20 protein-coding genes are annotated in these 20,124 nt (G+C 33.9%); 11 read left to right on the top strand and 9 right to left on the bottom strand.

The window, feature by feature from the left end:
- Positions 1-39 precede the first annotated feature (39 nt).
- Both dinB and ACNQGD_RS03725 read left to right on the top strand, forming a co-directional pair.
- Complete coding sequence (gene dinB / locus ACNQGD_RS03730) at positions 40-1,122, top strand: DNA polymerase IV (protein WP_417998632.1); 1,083 nt, start codon at positions 40-42, stop codon at positions 1,120-1,122.
- Between the two features lie 96 nt (positions 1,123-1,218).
- Positions 1,219-1,734 carry a PAS domain-containing protein gene (locus ACNQGD_RS03725; RefSeq protein ID WP_417996407.1) on the top strand — a complete coding sequence of 172 codons (516 nt, stop codon included), beginning with the start codon at positions 1,219-1,221 and terminating at the stop codon, positions 1,732-1,734.
- A gap of 57 nt (positions 1,735-1,791) precedes the next feature.
- On the opposite strand, the gene ACNQGD_RS03720 is transcribed toward ACNQGD_RS03725, so the two are convergent.
- The 6 genes from ACNQGD_RS03720 to ACNQGD_RS03695 form a co-directional block, all read right to left on the bottom strand.
- Entirely contained in the window at positions 1,792-2,562 is a 771-nt protein-coding gene (locus ACNQGD_RS03720; RefSeq protein ID WP_417998351.1) for a Bax inhibitor-1/YccA family protein, read from the bottom strand.
- 176 nt (positions 2,563-2,738) lie between these two features.
- On the bottom strand, positions 2,739-4,169 hold the full coding sequence (gene pyk, locus ACNQGD_RS03715; RefSeq protein ID WP_417993671.1) for a pyruvate kinase: 1,431 nt from the start codon (positions 4,167-4,169) through the stop codon (positions 2,739-2,741).
- 5 nt (positions 4,170-4,174) lie between these two features.
- On the bottom strand, positions 4,175-4,663 hold the full coding sequence (locus ACNQGD_RS03710) for an IPExxxVDY family protein (RefSeq protein ID WP_417998350.1): 489 nt from the start codon (positions 4,661-4,663) through the stop codon (positions 4,175-4,177).
- Positions 4,664-4,777: 114 nt separating this feature from the next.
- Complete coding sequence (locus ACNQGD_RS03705) at positions 4,778-5,518, bottom strand: ribonuclease III family protein (RefSeq protein WP_417998349.1); 741 nt, start codon at positions 5,516-5,518, stop codon at positions 4,778-4,780.
- 6 nt (positions 5,519-5,524) lie between these two features.
- On the bottom strand, positions 5,525-6,781 hold the full coding sequence (gene fabF, locus ACNQGD_RS03700; protein ID WP_417998348.1) for a beta-ketoacyl-ACP synthase II: 1,257 nt from the start codon (positions 6,779-6,781) through the stop codon (positions 5,525-5,527).
- Positions 6,782-6,960: 179 nt separating this feature from the next.
- The gene (locus tag ACNQGD_RS03695) at positions 6,961-7,197 is read right to left on the bottom strand and encodes an acyl carrier protein (protein WP_007137004.1); all 237 of its coding nucleotides are present in this window, start codon (positions 7,195-7,197) and stop codon (positions 6,961-6,963) included.
- A 175-nt stretch (positions 7,198-7,372) separates the two neighbouring features.
- On the opposite strand from ACNQGD_RS03695, the gene purN reads away from it, so the two are divergent.
- Together purN and rnhA are read left to right on the top strand one after the other, a co-directional pair.
- Positions 7,373-7,945, top strand: coding sequence for a phosphoribosylglycinamide formyltransferase (gene purN, locus ACNQGD_RS03690; RefSeq protein WP_417998347.1), 573 nt, complete (start codon positions 7,373-7,375; stop codon positions 7,943-7,945).
- A gap of 152 nt (positions 7,946-8,097) precedes the next feature.
- Positions 8,098-8,568, top strand: a complete 471-nt coding sequence (gene rnhA, locus ACNQGD_RS03685) for a ribonuclease HI (protein ID WP_417998346.1) — start codon at positions 8,098-8,100, stop codon at positions 8,566-8,568.
- A gap of 3 nt (positions 8,569-8,571) precedes the next feature.
- On the opposite strand, the gene ACNQGD_RS03680 is transcribed toward rnhA, so the two are convergent.
- Positions 8,572-9,510, bottom strand: coding sequence for a hydrogen peroxide-inducible genes activator (locus ACNQGD_RS03680; protein WP_417998345.1), 939 nt, complete (start codon positions 9,508-9,510; stop codon positions 8,572-8,574).
- A 100-nt stretch (positions 9,511-9,610) separates the two neighbouring features.
- Here ACNQGD_RS03680 and ACNQGD_RS03675 point away from each other — a divergent pair, with 100 nt between their 5' ends.
- From ACNQGD_RS03675 to ACNQGD_RS03660, 4 genes are all read left to right on the top strand, one after another.
- The gene (locus tag ACNQGD_RS03675) at positions 9,611-11,134 is read left to right on the top strand and encodes a catalase (protein ID WP_417998344.1); all 1,524 of its coding nucleotides are present in this window, start codon (positions 9,611-9,613) and stop codon (positions 11,132-11,134) included.
- 61 nt (positions 11,135-11,195) lie between these two features.
- Complete coding sequence (locus ACNQGD_RS03670) at positions 11,196-11,711, top strand: ankyrin repeat domain-containing protein (protein ID WP_417998343.1); 516 nt, start codon at positions 11,196-11,198, stop codon at positions 11,709-11,711.
- Positions 11,712-11,877: 166 nt separating this feature from the next.
- Positions 11,878-12,801, top strand: coding sequence for a PfkB family carbohydrate kinase (locus ACNQGD_RS03665; protein WP_417959189.1), 924 nt, complete (start codon positions 11,878-11,880; stop codon positions 12,799-12,801).
- 133 nt (positions 12,802-12,934) lie between these two features.
- A complete protein-coding gene (locus ACNQGD_RS03660; RefSeq protein WP_417959190.1) occupies positions 12,935-14,833 on the top strand; it encodes an amidophosphoribosyltransferase in 1,899 nt (632 codons plus the stop codon).
- 299 nt (positions 14,834-15,132) lie between these two features.
- Here the strand turns inward: ACNQGD_RS03660 and ACNQGD_RS03655 are convergent, their stop codons facing one another.
- Both ACNQGD_RS03655 and ACNQGD_RS03650 read right to left on the bottom strand, forming a co-directional pair.
- Positions 15,133-15,741 (bottom strand): superoxide dismutase, encoded by a 609-nt coding sequence (locus ACNQGD_RS03655; RefSeq protein ID WP_417998342.1) that lies wholly within the window; start codon positions 15,739-15,741, stop codon positions 15,133-15,135.
- Positions 15,742-16,150: 409 nt separating this feature from the next.
- Complete coding sequence (locus tag ACNQGD_RS03650) at positions 16,151-16,834, bottom strand: ComF family protein (RefSeq protein ID WP_417993660.1); 684 nt, start codon at positions 16,832-16,834, stop codon at positions 16,151-16,153.
- 97 nt (positions 16,835-16,931) lie between these two features.
- Between ACNQGD_RS03650 and ACNQGD_RS03645 the strand changes: the two genes are divergently transcribed.
- From ACNQGD_RS03645 to ACNQGD_RS03635, 3 genes are all read left to right on the top strand, one after another.
- On the top strand, positions 16,932-18,473 hold the full coding sequence (locus ACNQGD_RS03645; RefSeq protein WP_417998341.1) for a glycine--tRNA ligase: 1,542 nt from the start codon (positions 16,932-16,934) through the stop codon (positions 18,471-18,473).
- A 358-nt stretch (positions 18,474-18,831) separates the two neighbouring features.
- A complete protein-coding gene (locus ACNQGD_RS03640; protein ID WP_417998340.1) occupies positions 18,832-19,644 on the top strand; it encodes a LytR/AlgR family response regulator transcription factor in 813 nt (270 codons plus the stop codon).
- A 176-nt stretch (positions 19,645-19,820) separates the two neighbouring features.
- Positions 19,821-20,105: a 3-oxoacyl-ACP reductase gene (locus ACNQGD_RS03635; RefSeq protein ID WP_417996423.1), complete on the top strand. Its 285-nt coding sequence runs from the start codon at positions 19,821-19,823 to the stop codon at positions 20,103-20,105.
- Positions 20,106-20,124 lie beyond the last annotated feature (19 nt).

The raw sequence follows: 20,124 nt of genomic DNA, 5'->3' as shown, positions 1-20,124 counted from the left end.
AAATCATTCAAAAATAGTATTGAATATTCAAACGATTGGATGCAGGAATTAATTCCAAATAGAAAAATCATACACGTTGACATGGATGCTTTCTATGCTTCAGTGGAGCAAATGGATAATCCATTGTTGCGCGGCAAGCCTATTGCTGTTGGCGGCTCCGAAAATCGAGGAGTTGTTGCAGCAGCAAGTTATGAAGCTAGAAAATTTGGAGTTCGAAGCGCTATTAGTGGTGTCATGGCCAGGAAAAATTGCCCGGAACTGATTTTTGTAAAGCCACGTTTTGACAGATACAAAGAAATTTCGAGTAAAATTCAGAAGATTTTTTACGAATATACGGACTTAGTGGAGCCTTTGTCACTTGATGAAGCGTATTTAGATGTTACCAATAATAAAAAAGGGAATCCCAGTGCTACATTATTGGCGCAGGAGATAAGACAGCGCATTTTTACCGAAGTGGGGTTAACGGCTTCGGCAGGAATATCAGTGAATAAGTTTGTGGCTAAAATTGCCAGTGACTACAATAAGCCTAATGGTCAAAAAACAGTCAATCCGGATCAAGTGATTTCGTTTTTAGAAGAATTACCTATTCGGAAATTTCATGGTGTTGGAAAAGTAACCACCGAAAAAATGTACCAACTGGGGATTTTTACCGGTATGGAGTTAAAGAGCAAAACTTTGGAATTCTTGGAGAAACATTTCGGGAAATCAGGAAATTTTTATTTTAATGTGGTCAGAGGAATTCACAACAGCGAAGTGAAATCAGATCGAATTACAAAATCAGTTGCAGCCGAACATACTTTTGATGTTAATCTCTCTTCAGAAATTTTTATGATTGAGAAATTGGAGATTATTGCCAGTGCATTGGAAAAAAGATTAAAAAGATACAACGTAGCGGGTAAAACAATCACTTTAAAAATAAAATACAGTGATTTTACTCAACAAACTCGGAGTAAAACCTTGCCTTATTTTATTTCAGATAAAGGATTAATTTTAGAAATTGTAAAGGAGTTGCTCTATCAAGAACGCATGAAGGATTCTGTTCGATTACTTGGAATTTCACTCAGTAATTTAAATACTGAGGAGAAAAAATTTGTTGTTGTACAGTTGAAATTTGATTTTTAACAAACTAATTCACTCGTTCAACAATGGTTAAAGTCTGGAATATGTTGTTTTCTTTTTATAAATAAAATTATATTTGGTTCTTTAATATCAAGGAGTATGAATAATTTTAGAGAATATGAAGATGCTATTGCCAAGTATCACAGTAGTTTAAGTGTAAAGACAGTCCCGGTTTCTTCTTGGAATTTCCATAATGATTTTTTAGGTTTAATAAAAAATATCTTTTTGGATTTAAACAAGTTGAACTCGCTAGCTTCTCAAAGTAAATGGATTCAGAATAACTGGGATTTAAAAACAAAACTGAGAGAAGAGGTGGTGATTTTGACAGATACTAAATTAAATATCGTTTTTGCATCGCACAATATGATAAAAATGAATGGCTACAAAGAAGCAGAAGTTTTGGGTAAAAGCCCTAAAATATTTCAAGGAAAGTCCACTGATTTGACAATTTCTAATGAAATACGTACCGCTATATCGCTTCAACAGCCCTTTGAAAAAACCGTAATGAATTATAAAAAAAATGGAGATGTCTATGCCTGTTTAATAAAAGCATTCCCCGTTTTTAATACTAAAGGGCTATTAAGCCACTACATAGCTTTTGAGAAAGCCGCATAAAAGATAAAACCTTTCCGATCTGGAAAGGTTTTATCTTTTATAAATCTTATGCTGCGTTTAATTTTTACTGTTCAGTTTAGAAAGCAATCTTAAAAATTCGATATACAACCACACCAATGTAATCATTAGTCCCATTGCGCCATACCATTCCATGTATTTTGGCATTTTTTGTGTGGCTCCTTTTTCTATTCGGTCGAAATCTAAAAATAAATTTAAAGCGGCGACTACAATCACAAAAATGCTGATTCCAATGCTCATCATTGAATTTCCATAATGTACGGGAACAAAACTGGTAAACATTGAAAATACCCAAGATATAATATAATACGTTGCAATAGCAAGTGTAGCAGCCACAACAACCGATTTGAATTGTTCCGTTATTTTTACGATTTTATATTTATACAATCCCAAACAAACCATAAAAGTTACAAAAGTTGCGCCTACTGCTTTAATTACGATTCCAGGATAAATAGCTTCAAATATTGCTGAAATCCCACCAATAAACAATCCCTGAAACAGTGCATATCCTGGAGCTAAATAAGGAGAATATTGTGGTTTGAAAGCAGAAATGAGCACTAAAACTAATCCAACAACAGCACCGCCAATTGCAGGAACCATCGGATTCATTCCGTTAAAAGTCAACCACCAGATTACAGTTGCAGAAGCGGTAAGAAGTAAGAATAAGATTAAACTTTTATTAATAGTGCCTGACAAAGTCATCTCATCGTTGTAATCAAGGATAGTCGCCTGATGCACTTCGTCATTTTTTGAAACTGCAGTAGAAAAAGTTTTATTGTTTAAAAATGGATTTTTAGAATTCAAACTCATGATTTGTAGGGTTATTTGTTGTTCAAATATAAATTATATTTTGCAGAAAATTGTTTAAATAGTTTTAAAATTCCTCTCAAGAGAAAATCATATTGCATGGATTGATGCATAAAAAAAATCCGTCTTATTTCGTTTTAAAACGAAATAAGACGGATAAGAATTTAAGTGGTTTTAAACTATTCTATTTCTGATACTCTCAAGGTGTTAACCATTCCTTTATCTTTAATAGGCATTGCTGCTAGATTGATAAGGAAATCTCCTTTTTGTACAAAACCTTTTTGTTTTACAATTTCGTTTATGTCCGTTACAGTATCATCTGTACTTACATCTTTAGTATACATGAACGATTTTACACCCCACAATAAATTCAGTTGTGTAAGGATTCTTTTATTGGATGTAAAAACTAAAATATGCGCATTAGGTCTCCAAGCTGAAATTTGAAAAGCAGTATAGCCACTATTTGTCAAAGTACAGATTGCTTTTGCTTTGATAACGTTAGCCATCGTTGCTGCATGATGACAAATTGTTTTAGTGATAAAACGTTTTGTTTTAATTTGTGGCGTGTTTTGTGGCACTTGAATTAGCGGAGAATCCTCTACTGCTTCAATGATTTGAGTCATTTTTTGAATTACTTGAACCGGATAATTTCCAGTAGCTGTTTCTCCAGAAAGCATTACTGCATCTGCACCATCCATAACTGAGTTTGCAACATCATTTACTTCAGCACGAGTTGGCGTAAGAGAAGTGATCATCGTTTCCATCATTTGCGTAGCAACAATAACTGGAATACGAGCTGTTTTTGCTCTGCGAATTAATTCTTTTTGAACTAATGGTACTTCATGAGCAGGAAGTTCAACTCCTAAATCTCCACGAGCAACCATCAGAGCATCACAATACGCAACAATTTTGTCAATATTTTCTAATGCTTCCGGCATTTCTATTTTGGCAATAATTGGAATTTTATAGTCAGAATGTTCAGCAATTAATTCTTGAAGGTCTTGTAAGTCTCTTGGTGTTTTTACAAAAGATAATGCAATCCAATCAACATTTTGTCCAATTGCAAAAATAGCATCTGCTATATCTTTCTCAGTCATTGCAGGAAGAGAAATTTTTGTATTAGGCAGGTTTACTCCTTTTTTAGATTTCAATTCACCACCTTGTATTACTCTTGCAATAACTTCTGTTTTTTTATCAGTTTCAACAATTTCAAAGATAAGTTTTCCATCATCAAGCAAAATTCTTTCCCCAGGATTTACATCATTAGGAAAGTTTTGGTATTTCATAAATACTTTCTTTGCTGTTCCAAGAATGTCTTCGGCAGTAGTAAATGTAATTAAATCACCGTCATGTACTACTACACCTTCTTCCATAATTCCTACACGAAGTTTAGGGCCTTGTAAATCACCTAGGATTGCAGTGGTATAGCCAAATTCTTCATTAAGACCGCGTATGATATTGATTTTTTCTTTTACATCATTGTAGTCAGCATGTGAAAAATTCACTCTGAATACATTTACACCGGCATCAATCATGTCTTTTATGATTTCTCTTGTACTACATGCGGGCCCAAGTGTGGCTACAATTTTTGTTTTTTTGTTTGTAAGCATTTGCATTAAAAAATTAAATTGTTTTTTGATTTGATTTGATTCGTGTCTACCGTATACACTGTTGATACGGTATCTATGGTATTTAATAGGATCTGTATTTTTGGTACATTCATAGTATCGTCATTATTTTCTATTTTTAAAAAGTAATCTACTTTTCTAAATTCCGGAAGTAAAAAAACTTTTGTTGAAACTTCCATTATTACATTCGAAAATAAATTTTGAGTACTCCCTTTTTTATATTGAATTACCTCATTTTTATTTTGGATCAAATCCCAAGAGACTTCTTTTTCGGGATCATTATAATAAAATCTAGAAAAATTTGTTTCTCCTTCTTTTATATTAATTTGAATTTCATTTTTGCTTTTACTCAAATTTATAGGCAGCTTTTGATTAATAAAATAAGCCAATCTATAGTCCTCTAATGAAGTATGAATTGCAATGAGATAGTAATCTATTTCGTCAAATTCGCCAAGATCCAATTTATGAATTGCCATTTCATGAAAAAATAAGATGTAAATATAGTATTTCTATTGAAGTGTAGACCTCTCAAAATAAGATGTTTTAGTTAATTTATGAACGAAAACGTTGTAGTTTTATGGAAATTGATATTATTTTCGGTCCATTTTTTCTTGAAATGCAAAATAAGCACGTTGGGATGCTTTTTCTTCTGCTTTCTTTTTTGAGGTTGCTCTTGCTCTTGCAATCACTTTGTCATCAATGCTAAGTTTCACGCCAAATAAACGTTGCCCGTCAATTGCGTTATCTTCGAAAATATCATAATGAAATATTTTCTTTTCTTTTTGGCACCATTCTATCACCAAACTTTTATAACTAATTACTTTTCCTTCGAGTCTTGCGATATCTACATAAGGAATTATAACTCTTTTTTGAATGAATTTTTCACAATATACATAGCCTCTGTCAAGATAAATTGCCCCTACAAGTGATTCAAAGATATTGCCATGTATATTTTCTCCAAAATGCTGTATTGGCACTTTGCTTTCTATATATTGTACTAAATTGAGGTCTTTACCTAATTCGTTCAAATGTTCCCTGCTTACAATCTTGGAACGCATTTTAGTAAGATAACCTTCGTCTCCAGCGGGTGCTTTGCTAAATAAATGTGCTGCAATTACTGAACTTAACATGGCGTCACCTAAAAACTCCAATCGTTCGTAATTAATTGGATTTCCTAAAATATCCAAACGATTTGAGGAACGATGCGTGAAGGCTTTCTTGTAATAATCTAAGTTTATTGGATTAAAGCCCAAGATTTTCTGAATAGAATCAAAAAAAATCCCGTCTTCTGGAGAACGGGATTTTGAAAATATTTTTCTAATTATACGCATATATAATTATTGAATTTCTAATTTTTTCACCAATACACAAGCATTATGACCTCCAAAACCAAAAGTATTACTCATCACAATATTCATTTCTCTTTTCTGAGCTTTGTTGAAAGTGAAATTTAATTTAGAATCGATGCTTTCATCATTAGTAAGATGATTTATTGTAGGTGGTACAATTCCATATTTCATGGAAAGAATAGAAGAAATCGTTTCAATAGCCCCAGCTGCGCCAAGTAAATGACCCGTCATGGATTTAGTTGAATTTAAATTCATAGTATAAGCGTGCTCGCCAAAAACATGAAGTATGGCTTTAGATTCTGCCATATCTCCAAGAGGTGTTGAAGTTCCGTGCATGTTTACTCCATCAACATCGGTTGGTTTTAAACCAGCGTCTCTCAAGCAGTTCAACATTACGTTTTTAGCACCCAATCCATCAGGATGTGGAGCAGTTATGTGATGCGCGTCTGCTGACATACCACCACCGCCAATTTCGCAATATATTTTTGCGCCACGAGCAATAGCATGTTCGTATTCTTCAAGAATTAAAGCGCCGGCTCCTTCTCCTAAAACAAATCCATCACGGTCTTTATCCATAGGTCTGGAAGCCGTTTTAGGATCGTCATTTCTAGTTGATAAAGCATGCATGGCATTAAATCCACCCATACCGGCTATAGTTACAGCAGCTTCAGATCCTCCGGTTACCATAACATCTGCGTGACCCAATCTAATATAATTGAAAGCATCAATGATCGCATTTGTGGAAGATGCACAGGCAGAAACGGTAGCGAAATTTGGTCCTCTAAATCCGTATTTTATAGAAATATGACCACAGGCAATATCTGAAATCATTTTTGGTATAAAGAAAGGGTTGAATTTAGGTGTTCCATCTCCTGCTGCAAAATTCAACATTTCGATTTGAAAAGTCTCTAATCCACCAATCCCTGAACCCCAAATGACACCGGCTCGGTCCTTATCTAATGTTTCTAGATTGAATCCAGCATCATTTACTGCTTCGTCAGATGATACCATTGCGTATTGAGCATAGCGGTCCATTTTTCTAGCCTCTTTTCTGTCTAAGAAATCTTCAGCATTAAAATTTTTCAATTCGCATGCAAATTGAGTTTTAAATTTTGAAGCGTCAAAATAAGTGATTGGAGCAGCTCCACTAACGCCGTTAATAAGACCGTTCCAATACTCTTCAATATTATTCCCAATAGGAGTAAGAGCGCCTAAACCTGTTACAACAACTCGTCTTAATACCATAAATTCTTTATTTTGTTATCTTTAAACAAGTAAAACCCATGCTTTCTTTATTGTATTGTTCCAATAAAAGAGCTATGGGTGTTACAATAAATATATTTTGATTGAAGTTCAATCTCGAATTTAATTTTTTAAAAAATAATAACACCCGTTTACAAGATTGCAAACGGGTGTATAATTTATTATTTTTTAGCTTCCTCTATGTAAGAGATTGCTTGACCTACAGTAGCAATGTTTTCTGCTTGATCGTCTGGAATTTGAATGTCAAATTCTTTTTCGAATTCCATAATAAGCTCAACAGTGTCTAATGAGTCAGCTCCTAAATCATTAGTGAAGCTTGCTTCTGTTACAACTTCGTTTTCGTCAACACCTAATTTGTCTACGATAATCGCTTTTACTCTTGATGCAATGTCTGACATAATCTTTAATTTTAGAATTTAATTTGTTGGCAAAAATAAAAAACTTTATTTGAAAACAACTATTTAGTTAATAAATGTGAGATCTAATTTATAAAATATATTTGACAAAGGCTTCTGAATGTTATTTAATTTCATTTTTTATGCCTTTTTTTGCGTAATTAAAATTTGTCAGGTTATGAAAAAAATAGTCATTTTCGCCTCTGGATCGGGGACTAATGCTGAAAATATCATCAAGTATTTTGCTGCAACTGAAATTGCAAGAGTGGAGGCAGTTTTTACAAACAACCCAAATGCTAAAGTGATCGAGAGAGCTGGAAATTATGGGATATTAACAAGTATTTTTTCAAAAGAAGAATTAAAAGAAAGTAAATTACTACAAAAAATAAATAGTATCCAACCCGATTTGATTGTTTTAGCTGGATTTTTATTAAAATTTCCGGATAACATTATTGAGACATATCCTAATAAAATAATAAATATTCATCCTGCATTATTGCCAAAATACGGTGGAAAAGGAATGTATGGTATGCACATACACAGAGCAATTGTTGGCAATAAAGAGGTAGAAACGGGAATTACCATTCATTATGTGAATGAAAATTATGACGAAGGGAATATTCTTTTTCAAAAAAGCGTAGTTTTATCAGGTGATGAAACTCCAGAGGAAGTTGCTGGTAAAATTCATGAATTGGAGCAAAAATATTTTCCGGAAGTGATTGAAAAGTTATTAGAAGATAAGATTATTTAGATTTTTAGATTTTCTGTTTGACATGGAAATAAAACATGTCCAATCCTTAAAATTTAAGAAAAGTTTAAATCAATTATAGTTTATCTTTTTAACCAATCGATACATCCAAAAACCTAAGAAGTCTAAAAATCTAAAATTCTAAGAAGTCCAAAATGAATCACGAAGTACATATATACACGGATGGTGCTGCCAAAGGAAATCCGGGTCCCGGTGGTTATGGAGTTGTTATGGAATGGGTAGGCAAGCCTTATAAGAAGGAATTTTATGAAGGTTTTCGTCGAACGACTAATAATAGAATGGAATTGCTGGGTGTAATTGTAGGTCTTGAAAAATTAAAAAATCCAAATACCCGAGTTTTAGTGGTTTCGGACTCTAAATATGTGGTGGATTCCGTGGAGAAAAAGTGGGTTTTAGGTTGGGAGAAAAAAGGGTTTGTTGACAGGAAAAATTCCGACTTGTGGAAGCGTTTTTTAGTAGTCTATAGAAAACACCAAGTCAATTTCAAATGGATCAAAGGACACAACAACCATGTCCAAAACGAAAGATGCGATGCCTTAGCTGTTATGGCTTCGACGCAAAAGCAACTTTCTGTAGATGCTTTTTATGAGAGTACGAGTGAGTAAGTATTATATTTGAGTAATTGCTAATTCGCTTTTTTTGTATTTATTTGAGATCAAATCTTTATTTATTGTACTGTGGATAATGTTGGCGAGTGCTTCAATTGTTCTAATTTTTGCATAAGGACGATGATAAATAATGCTCATTTCCCGAACCGGAATGGGAGCGTTAAAAAAACTGACATGTTTTTTTCTTTCGGAGGAAAGGGTGTTGTAATATAATTCAGGAATTAAAGTTAATCCGCCAAATTCGTCAATCATATTCAATAAAGTATCAAACGAACTTGCTTCCAATTTTAAATTTTCAACCATTTTTTCTTTTTTCTTTAAAGAACATAATTTAATAAATTGTTCTCTGAGGCAATGACCTTCTTCCAAAAGCCAGATTTTATGATTTCTAATTTCATCGGGTAAAATATAGTTTTGCACCGGATCAATGTCGCCATACACCATTAAAGTCTCATAAAACAAAACGATATCTTCAATTTCAGTCTCGTTTAAAGGTGTTGCAACAATTCCCATGTCAAGTTGTCCTTCTTTCAGCTGTTTTGTAATAGAGTTAGTTGTTTGTTCTGAAATTTCTAATTTTAAGTGAGGAAAGTTTTCTAAAATAGGTTTTATGATTTTTGGCAGTAAAGAGTTTGCTATTGTCGGGATGATTCCAACTCTAATTTTTCCCTCGATTTTCCCATTAGTCTTTTTGGCATTGTCTTTCAAAAGCTGGCTGTGAAGAACTACTTTTTTTGCATTTTCAACAGTTTCCATGCCAATTTCGGTAGTCTCCGTTGGATTTTTCTTTCGGTCAAAAATAATTATTTCAAGCTCTGACTCTAGTTTTTTGACCATCGTGCTTAATGTTGCTTGTGTGACATTGCAATATTCAGCAGCTTTTGTAAAATTTTTCAATCGATCTACAGCGATTATATATTCTAATTGTTGGATATTCATGTATATAGATGTTGTCAATGACAAAGATATAAACTTTCAGTTATGTCAATATGTTTTTTGTCAATATTTTTGCATTAATAAATAAATTTAAAATAGTTTTATGAAACAAAACGCATTAGTCTTATCAATAGCAATGTTGATAACTCAGCTAACATTTGGTCAAACATTAACAACAAATTCTGGAGCTCCAGTAGGAGACAATCAAAATTCAAAAACAATAGGGCAAGATGGACAAGTCCTACTGGAAGATATACATTTGATTGAAAAATTAGCTGCCTTTGACCGTGAACGTATTCCGGAAAGAGTGGTTCATGCTCGCGGAACGGGTGCTTTTGGAGAATTTATTGCAGCCTCTGATTTTTCGGATGTTACTATGGCTGATTTCCTTAACAAAGCGGGTAAAAAAACACCTTTATTGGTTCGCTTTTCAACTGTAACGCATCAAGCGGGTTCTCCAGAAACGTACCGTGATCCTCGAGGTTTTGCAGTTAAATTTTACACTGAACAAGGGAATTATGATTTAGTAGGAAACAATTTGCCTGTTTTCTTTATTCGTGATGCGATGAAGTTTCCGGATATGGTTCATGCGTTTAAACCGTCCCCAATAACAAATGGCGCATCAGATCCGAATCGAGTATTCGATTTCTTCTCCAATATTCCAGAATCAACACACATGTTGACTTGGGTATTTTCTGATTATGGAATTCCAGCGAATTTTCGCCAAATGGAAGGTAATGGAGTACATGCCTACAAATGGGTAAATGCTAGAGGTGAAGTTACCTATGTAAAATACAAATGGGTTCCGCAACAAGAAGTGCGTAATTTATCGCAAGCAGAAGCCAATGCAATTCAATCCACACAAATTGAACATGCCACTTTGGATTTGCGTAATGAAATAGAAAAAGGGAATTTCCCAAAATGGGATTTGTATGTTCAAATGTTGAAAAAAGAAGATTTTCTGGCTTTAGATTTTAATGCCGTTGATCCTACTAAAATTTGGCCTGAAAAAATTGCTAAACTGATCAAAGTAGGGACGATGACTTTGAATCAAAATCCTTCCAATTATTTTCAACAAATAGAGCAAGCCGCTTTTTCGCCAGCAATTTTGGTTCCGGGAATTGAGCCTTCGGAAGATAAATTATTACAGGGGAGATTGTTTTCGTATTCTGATACACAACGCCATCGTTTAGGAGGAAATTTTCAGCAAATTCCAGTAAACATGCCTAAAAATGGAGTAAACACCTATAATGAAAATGGGTATATGTCGTTGCGCCCTCAAACAGGTGATGTAAATTATCAGCCTTCAACAAATAAACCAGAGGTAAAGGATGATGCAAAATTCAAATATTCAAAATCAGAATTTGCAAACGCAACAACAGCACAGTCAAAAATTTCGAAACCAAACGATTTTGCTCAAGCGGGCGATTTGTACCGTTCTTTTTCTAAGAAAGATCAAGATGCATTAATTTTTAATTTATCAGGTGCTTTAAAACAAGTAAAAAACAAAGTAATTGTTGCAAAGATGATTGCTCATTTTTACCAAGCGGACAGTGAATACGGAATGCGTTTAGCAAAAGAACTTAAAATGGATCGTAAAGAAATAGAAACTTTAATGATGCAATAATTGTAAGCAGGATTTAGTAAAGGAGCGTTTTTAACGCTCCTTTATTTATTATTTTAAAAAAATGAAAAAAATAATTTTCACATTATTGATTTTAATCTCGGGGCTTTTGAATGCGCAAAACACAGCTGTTTTTGAAGCGGCAAGAACGAATGATGTAAAAACGATTGAAAAGTTTGTAAAGGAAGGGAGTCATATAAACGTATTAAATTCCTCCGGTTATAGTTTGCTCACTTTGTCCGTTTATAATAATAATTATGAGGTTGCAGCGTATTTGATTTCGCAAAAAGCAAATTTAGATATTCAGGATCCTTCTGGTAATTCAGCTTTAATGGGTGCTTGTTTCAAAGGGTATTCTGCTTTAGCAGAATTATTGTTGATAAACAAAGCGAGTGCTAACTTAATAAATTATAATAAAGCAAATGCTTTATTTTTTGCAGCAACTTTTGGTCAGGAAAAATGTGTAGAAATTTTGTTGAAATATAAAATTAATACGCATCAAAAAGATATTTTTGGAAAAACGGCTTTGGACTACGCAGTGAACCAAGAAAATGAGGCCATTATTTCCTTGTTGAAATAAAGATATTTTGATTAGGTCATTAGGTTAAAAAAAACAAACAATGCGATTATTTATGGTCTGCATTATTAAAAAGGTACTGCTTAAATTAGTAAAACTTTACAATAAAGACCCTTTGCAACTTTACAACTTATAAACTATCTTTGCGCCTTAATTCGAAACTCAGAAAATGAATAAATTATTGATTGTTGGAAGCGTTGCTTTTGATGCCATAGAAACGCCTTTTGGTAAAACGGATAAAATTTTAGGTGGAGCTGCACCTTATATAGGACTTTCGGCTTCTTTTTTTAATTTACAATCTGCCATAGTTTCTGTAGTTGGCGATGATTTTCCACAAGAATATTTAGATTTATTAACAGCAAGAAACATTGATATCTCTGGACTTGAAGTTGTAAAAGGTGGGAAAACGTTTTTTTGGAGCGGGCTTTACCATAATGATTTGAATTCAAGAGATACATTAGCAACGGAACTTAATGTTTTGGGTGATTTTCAACCGAAAGTCCCTCAGAATTTTAAAAATGCCGATATAGTGATGCTAGGAAATTTACATCCATTAGTACAAAGTAGTGTAATTGACCAAATGGAAACGAAACCAAAATTAGTAGTGCTCGACACTATGAATTTTTGGATGGATTGTGCTTTGCCCGAATTATTGGATGTGATGAAACGTGTTGACGTAATTACAATCAATGACGAAGAAGCAAGACAACTTTCGGGAGAATATTCACTAGTGAAAGCGGCTGCTAAGATCCAGAATATGGGGCCTAAATACGTAGTAATTAAAAAAGGAGAGCACGGAGCACTTTTGTTTCATAATAAAGAAGTTTTCTTTGCGCCAGCCTTACCATTAGAAGAAGTTTTTGATCCAACAGGAGCGGGAGATACTTTTGCGGGAGGTTTTGCGGGATATTTAACACAGAGCGAAAATATTTCTTTTGAGAATATGAAAAATGCGGTAATATACGGTTCTAATTTAGCTTCCTTTAGTGTGGAGAAATTTGGAACAGAAAGGATGGTTACTTTATATAAAGAGGAAGTTGTGTCCAGATTGCAACAATTCAAATCATTGACACAGTTTGACATAGAATTATAATGCATGAAAACCTCGGAAACGGGGTTTTTTTTGTTAAAAAAAATATAAGGGATACCTTCTGGTTTGATTATTGTCACACATATAAATTAGTCAAATTCATTTTTAGAATAACACAACAACAAACAACAACACAATGAGCGACGCTTTACAACATGAATGTGGAATAGCACTAGTTAGACTACTCAAACCGCTTGAATTTTACAAAGAGAAATACGGAACGGCTTTCTACGGAATACAAAAAATGTATCTCCTTATGGAAAAGCAACACAATCGCGGACAAGACGGAGCTGGTTTTGCAAGTATTAAAATGGATGTTGAACCTGGGGAGCGGTATATAAGTCGCGTGCGATCCAATCATTCGCAGCCCATTCAAGATGTATTTAAACAAATAAATGAAAGAATAAATGAGGAGATGGCAGCTCATCCGGAGTATGCGGATGATGTAGCGCTTCAAAAAGAGAATATTCCGTACTTAGGAGAGTTGTTTTTGGGCCATGTGCGCTATGGAACTTTTGGAAAAAATAGTATCGAAAGCGTTCATCCGTTTTTGCGTCAGAGCAATTGGATGCATCGAAATCTGATATTGGCCGGAAATTTCAATATGACCAATGTAAAAGAACTTTTTCAAAATTTAGTAGAACTGGGTCAGCATCCAAAAGAAATGGCGGATACGGTTACGGTTATGGAAAAAATCGGACATTTTCTGGACAAAGAAGTGATGCAATTGTATCAAGATTGCAAGGAAGAAGGTTTGTCTAAAAGAGAAGCTTCTCCTGTAATTGCAGAACGCTTGGATATTGCTAAAATTTTGAGACGTTCTTCTAAAAATTTAGATGGGGGATATGCTATGGCTGGACTTTTAGGACACGGTGATTCATTTGTTTTTAGAGATCCTGCCGGGATACGTCCCGCTTATTTTTATCAAGATGATGAAGTAGTTGTTGTTGCTTCAGAAAGACCGGTTATACAAACCGTTTTCAATGTACCTTTCGAAAAAGTACAAGAAATAGATCCAGGAAATGCATTAATAATTAAGAAAAACGGAACTATTTCAATGGAAGAGATTCTTCCTCCAACCGTTAAAAAAGCATGTTCTTTTGAACGAATTTATTTCTCCAGAGGAAGCGATGCCGAAATATATCAGGAAAGAAAAACATTAGGAAAATTGATTTTGCCTGCTGTTTTGGAAGCTATTGAGGAAGATACGGATAATACTGTTTTTTCTTATATTCCTAATACTGCTGAAACATCCTTCTACGGATTAGTGGAAGCAGCACAAGATTTCCTAAATCAAAGAAAGAACAATTACATTCTTGAAAATAGAAATACCTTAACCAAGGATTCTTTACAAGAATTGCTTTCGGTAAAAATACGCACGGAGAAAGTAGCTATAAAAGATGCGAAACTGAGAACCTTTATTACAGAGGACAGCAGTCGCGACGATTTAGTAGCTCACGTATATGATGTAACGTATGGTGTTATCAAGCCAACGGATAATTTAGTTATTATTGATGATAGTATTGTTCGAGGTACAACTTTGAAAATGAGTATTATCAAAATGATGGATCGTCTGAATCCAAAGAGAATAGTTGTTGTTTCATCAGCGCCACAGATACGCTATCCGGATTGTTACGGAATTGATATGGCTAAACTGGAAGGTTTAGTGGCTTTTAAAGCAGCTTTAGAACTGCTTAAAGAAAGAAACTTATACCATATTGTTGACGAAGTGTATGTAAAATGTAAAGCACAGGAAGCCTTCAAGGACAGTGATGTTGTAAATTATGTAACAGCAATATATGCGCCTTTTCAACCACAAGAAGTTTCAGATAAAATTGCACAAATGCTGAGCTCTCCGGAGATAAAAGCTGAAGTAAAAATTATTTTTCAAACAGTAGAAGATTTGCATATTGCTTGTCCAAAGAATTTAGGAGATTGGTACTTTACAGGCGATTATCCTACTCCAGGAGGCAACCGAGTGGTAAATCGTGCATTCATGAATTTTTATGAAGGGAAAGACGCAAGAGCCTATTAATAATTGGAACTGATTGGTTTTTAATCGGTTTTCTAAGTTATTCATCTAATTTATTTGGCAGCAACGAAGAACTAGTATAATTTTGACTCACCATAACATTAGTAGGTTAAATTTATGGTAGATTTGGGGCAAAAAAGGTGGAAGAGATTCCACCTTTTTTATTGGAATGAAGTCAAAAAACAAGAGAAATAAAAAGCGCCGATTCCTAAATTTAGAAATCGGCGCTTTTTATTTTAAGAAGCAAGAACGAAGACAGCATTCATTTTTGAAATCTTGATTCTGTCTTCTGGTCTCTCTTTTTATTTCTCTAAAGCATATCTTCTCGCTACTTCAGTCCAGTTAATTACATTGAAAAAAGCTTCAATATAATCTGGTCTTCTGTTTTGGTAATGCAAATAGTAAGCATGTTCCCAAACATCCATTGCTAAAATTGGAGTTCCACCACAACCTACGCCTGGCATTAAAGGATTGTCTTGATTAGGCGTACCGCAAACGTCTACTTTACCACCTTGATGCACACAAAGCCAAGCCCATCCTGAACCAAATTGAGTTGCTCCTGCTTTACTGAAACTTGCTTTGAATTCTTCAAAAGTTCCAAAAGCAGCTTCAATTGCAACTAGTAAATCTCCAGTTGGAAGTCCGCCACCGTTTGGTGTCATTACAGTCCAGAACAAGTTATGATTGTAAAACCCACCACCATTATTACGAACAGCAGCGTTTTTAAGGTCAAGATTAATTAAAATATTTTCAATAGTCTTACCTTCCATATCCGTTCCAGCAATAGCTGCATTAAGATTGGTTGTGTACGCATTGTGATGTTTAGAATGGTGAATTTCCATTGTACGCGCATCAATATAAGGTTCTAATGCGTCATACGCATAAGGTAATTGTGGTAATTCAAAAGCCATAATATGATTGTTTAATGATTTATAAATATTTTTATTCAAATTTAAACATTTAACTTTGGAAACGGAAATTCTATTTCGTTATAATTTCATTAAATTAATTGATAGTGTGCTCTTTGGGGTTGTAACGAACTTGTTTTCAGCAGCTATTTCCTGCTTTCCGCTGCAATCTTTTTATCCGCCAAAAAGGCGCATAAAAAGGATTTTCACTTCAATCAGGGCTAAAAAACAATGTGTTTTACATTCTGTTTTTATTTTAAATAGAAAATGAGACCATTTAATGGTTCTTTTTACTGGAATAAAATACATCAATTTGTGAATGCGAGGAATGAATCAATCCTGTTAGGGCTTGTTCTTGTTATGTGATTGCTTCGTCCCTCGCAATCACAAAATCAGAACCAAAATTTTCAAATTACGATTGCGCCATTGCCATACAAACAATACTGATTTTTGCACCGGGAATTTTCAATAAAGCTCTTGAACAGGCTTCTAATGTAGCTCCGGTTGTGATTACATCATCTATTAAAAGGAAATGTTTGTTATGATCTTTTTCAGTAAAGGAAACATCAAAAATAATTTCGATTCCTTCCGTTCTTCCTAATAAGTTTTTCTTGGATTGCGTTTTGGAATACACATTCCGAATCAACAGTGACTCATTGTAATTTAAATTTAAACTTGATGAAAGTGCTTTTCCAAAAGTAGTTACCTGATTGTATCCTCTTTCTTTTAATTTTCTTCGGTGTAATGGAACCGGAATAATTTCATCTGCGGAGTGTAATAATTCGATGTTTTTCAAATCTTCGGCGTACCATTCGCCAAGAATTTTCCCAATTTCCTCATGCCCTTTGTATTTTAAATTATGGATGAGCTCTTGGACAATTCCCTTTTTATGAAAATAAAATAATGCCGAAGTATGAAGTACAGGAATTCGGCCATAAAATTTTTTGAAAGCATCATTTTCTGGATTCAAATGATGATTCGTCAGTGGAATATCGTGTCTGCAAACCGTACAAATCACATTTTCATTGGACAATAAAAAAGAGTTGCAACCGGAACAGACTTTTGGAAAAAATAGATTAATAATGCTTTCAAACATGTAATCAGGGATTTGTTTATAAAAATAGGCAAATGAATGCTTCAATCTTTAACAATTTTCTTTTTTTTAAGTTCACTTTTTATATTTTTGCAGTATTATGGCAAAACAAGAAGATTTATTTAAGAATGTAATTTCGCACGCAAAAGAATATGGATTTATTTTTCCGTCAAGCGAAATATACGATGGTTTAAGTGCAGTCTATGATTATGCACAAAACGGAGTAGAATTAAAAAAGAACATACGCGAATATTGGTGGAAAGCAATGGTTCAAATGAACGATAACATTGTAGGTCTTGACGCGTCCATATTGATGCACCCAACCACTTGGAAAGCATCTGGCCACGTAGATGCCTTTAATGATCCATTGATTGACAACAAAGATTCAAAAAGAAGATATAGAGCCGATGTTTTGATTGAAGATTATGCCGAAAAGCTAAATCAAAAAGCAATCAAAGAAATCGAAAAAGCACGTGCTCGTTTTGGTGATGCTTTTAATGAACAGGAATTTGTAACTACAAATGCCCGTGTGATGGAGTACAAAGCCAAAGAAAGAGAAATTCTGGAACGAATGGCCCGTTCGCTTGGTAACGAAGACCTTGAGGATGTAAAAGCATTAATTGAAGAATTAGAAATTGCTTGTCCGGAATCAGGTTCTAGAAATTGGACCGAAGTGCGTCAATTTAATTTGATGTTTGGCACAAAACTTGGAGCATCGGCGGATACAGCAATGGATTTATACCTACGTCCGGAAACGGCTCAAGGTATTTTTGTGAATTTCCTGAATGTACAAAAATCAGGACGAATGAAAGTTCCTTTTGGAATCGCACAAACCGGAAAAGCGTTTAGAAATGAAATTGTTGCAAGGCAATTTATTTTCCGTATGCGGGAGTTCGAACAAATGGAAATGCAATTTTTTGTGCGTCCAGGCGAAGAAATGAAGCATTATGAATTCTGGAAAGAAGCGCGTTTAAAATGGCATTTATCACTTGGTTTAGGAAGAGAAAATTACCGTTTTCACGATCACGAAAAATTAGCGCATTATGCCAATGCAGCGGCTGATATTGAATTTAATTTTCCTTTTGGATTCAAAGAATTGGAAGGAATTCACTCCCGTACTGATTTTGACTTGAAAGCACACGAACAATTTTCTGGCAGAAAATTACAGTATTTTGATGCTGAATTGAATCAAAACTATGTGCCTTACGTAGTGGAAACTTCAGTAGGATTAGACAGGATGTTTTTGGCTGTTTTTGCTACTTCATTAAATGAAGAAACTTTAGAAGATGGATCCACAAGAACTGTTCTAAAATTGCCATCAGTTCTGGCACCAACAAAAGCGGCCGTTTTACCGTTGGTTAAAAAAGACGGATTGCCGGAAATTGCACATAAAATCATTGAAGATTTGAAATGGGATTTCAACGTGGCTTATGATGAAAAAGATGCTGTAGGAAGACGTTATAGAAGGCAAGATGCATTAGGAACCCCTTTTTGTATTACAGTAGATCATCAAACTATAGAGGACCAAACCGTAACGATTCGTCACAGAGATACGATGAAACAAGATCGTGTTGCGATAGCGGATTTAAAATCAATTATCGAGAATGAAGTTTCAATGAAAAATTGGTTGATGAAAATGTAATTAAAATTTTTTATTCATGAAAAGCTTTCCGACTAGGAAAGCTTTTTGTTTTTAGGATACTCTGAAGTGATTTTTTGGTGTGCAATTAATTAGAATAAACGGAGGTATTAGTTTCTTTTAGAATATAAATTTCAGCTCTTCGTCGGATTTATTTGCACTTCATCTTAACATGTCAACATTTGCGGAAAACATATTAACAACATGTATGAAAAAAAGGCTAAATGCTTATTTTTAGAATGTTAAATGGGTTTTTTTATTTAATTAGTTTCCCAAAACTACCATTGTTACTTAATAAGTTGAAGTATATTTTGCTTTGGAAGTATAATGTATTGCCTAACAATTCCAGGAAAAATCATTGATGAATTATTCGTACATTATTATTGACGACGATCAAGAAAGTGTTTTGAAAACAAAAGCCATGGCTGATAGTTTTTCAGAACTTGATTTTGTTGCATCGGCTAATAATTATGAAGATGGTTTAAATCTCCTTTTAGAGCATACGCCTCAAATCGTTTTTCTGGAAATTGACCCGATCAATAAGGCTAGTAATTTATCGTTGGCTTTAATTAATGAGTTGCATAGGTATTTAAAAGTGGTTCCTAAAATTATCATTACAACGGCCAGAAAAGATTTGGCTTTTGATGCTATAAAACAGGAGGTTTTCGATTATTTAATAAAACCACTGACACGAATCGAAGTTTTAAAATCAGTTTTAAAATTAAATAAATCAATTGTTCCAAAAGAAGTTTTTATAGAACAATCATTAGTTGCTGATTCAGAACCAACAGTTTTTCTCAGACAAGAAATACCAAATCAAGATCACTCTCTTATTCTGTGTATCAAATCCTATGGAGATTACAGATATATTGCTGCCAAAGACATTTGCTATTTTCAAGCCGATAATAATTCTACGGATATATACCTCAATAATGGTGAGATGATAACGGCTTTCAAAACATTGAAGCATTTTGAAGGTGCCTTATCATTTCCTTTTATTAGAATTCATAACAGTTACATAGTCAATCGTAATTATATTTCTAGGATTCATAGTGGAAGTTCAGTATGTTATATTAAAAATAGCACTGTTAAACTTCCTTTCTCCAAATCATATAAGGTAAATATCGACCTTATTATTTCTGATTTTTCTAATGGGAATTACCTCGAAATTTAAAAAACAGTCATTCACTTTAATTTGATGGTCATTCACTATCAAACGGCTGTATTCTACCATAAACGCCTTTTTTTGTAGGAATTTTTAAAGTTGTCTCTGTAGTTTTACAAAAGAATTCCATGAAAAGGGGTTCAAAAATAAGATAAAACAAAACAACAACATAAAAAACCCAAATTATGAAAAAAGCAATCTTAACAATCGGATTATTCTCTTTAGTAATGATATTAACCTCTTTTACTACACCTGAGACTAGAAACAATACTAAAGTTGAAAACAATGCAGTTGTAGAATTAACAGGGAATCAATCAGTAGGTGGAAATCAAAAAGTGGACTTGACAGGAAATCAATCGGTAGGAGGAAATCAAAAGGTGGACTTGACAGGAAATCAATCAGTAGGAGGAAATCAAAAGGTGGACCTGACGGGAAATCAATCAGTAGGAGGGAATAAAAAAGTAGACTAATCCAATTATTTTGAATTAA

It is taken from the genome of Flavobacterium glucosi (assembly GCF_048286535.1).
Lineage (GTDB): Bacteria > Bacteroidota > Bacteroidia > Flavobacteriales > Flavobacteriaceae > Flavobacterium.
This window is presented reverse-complemented; position numbering and strand designations above follow the sequence as displayed.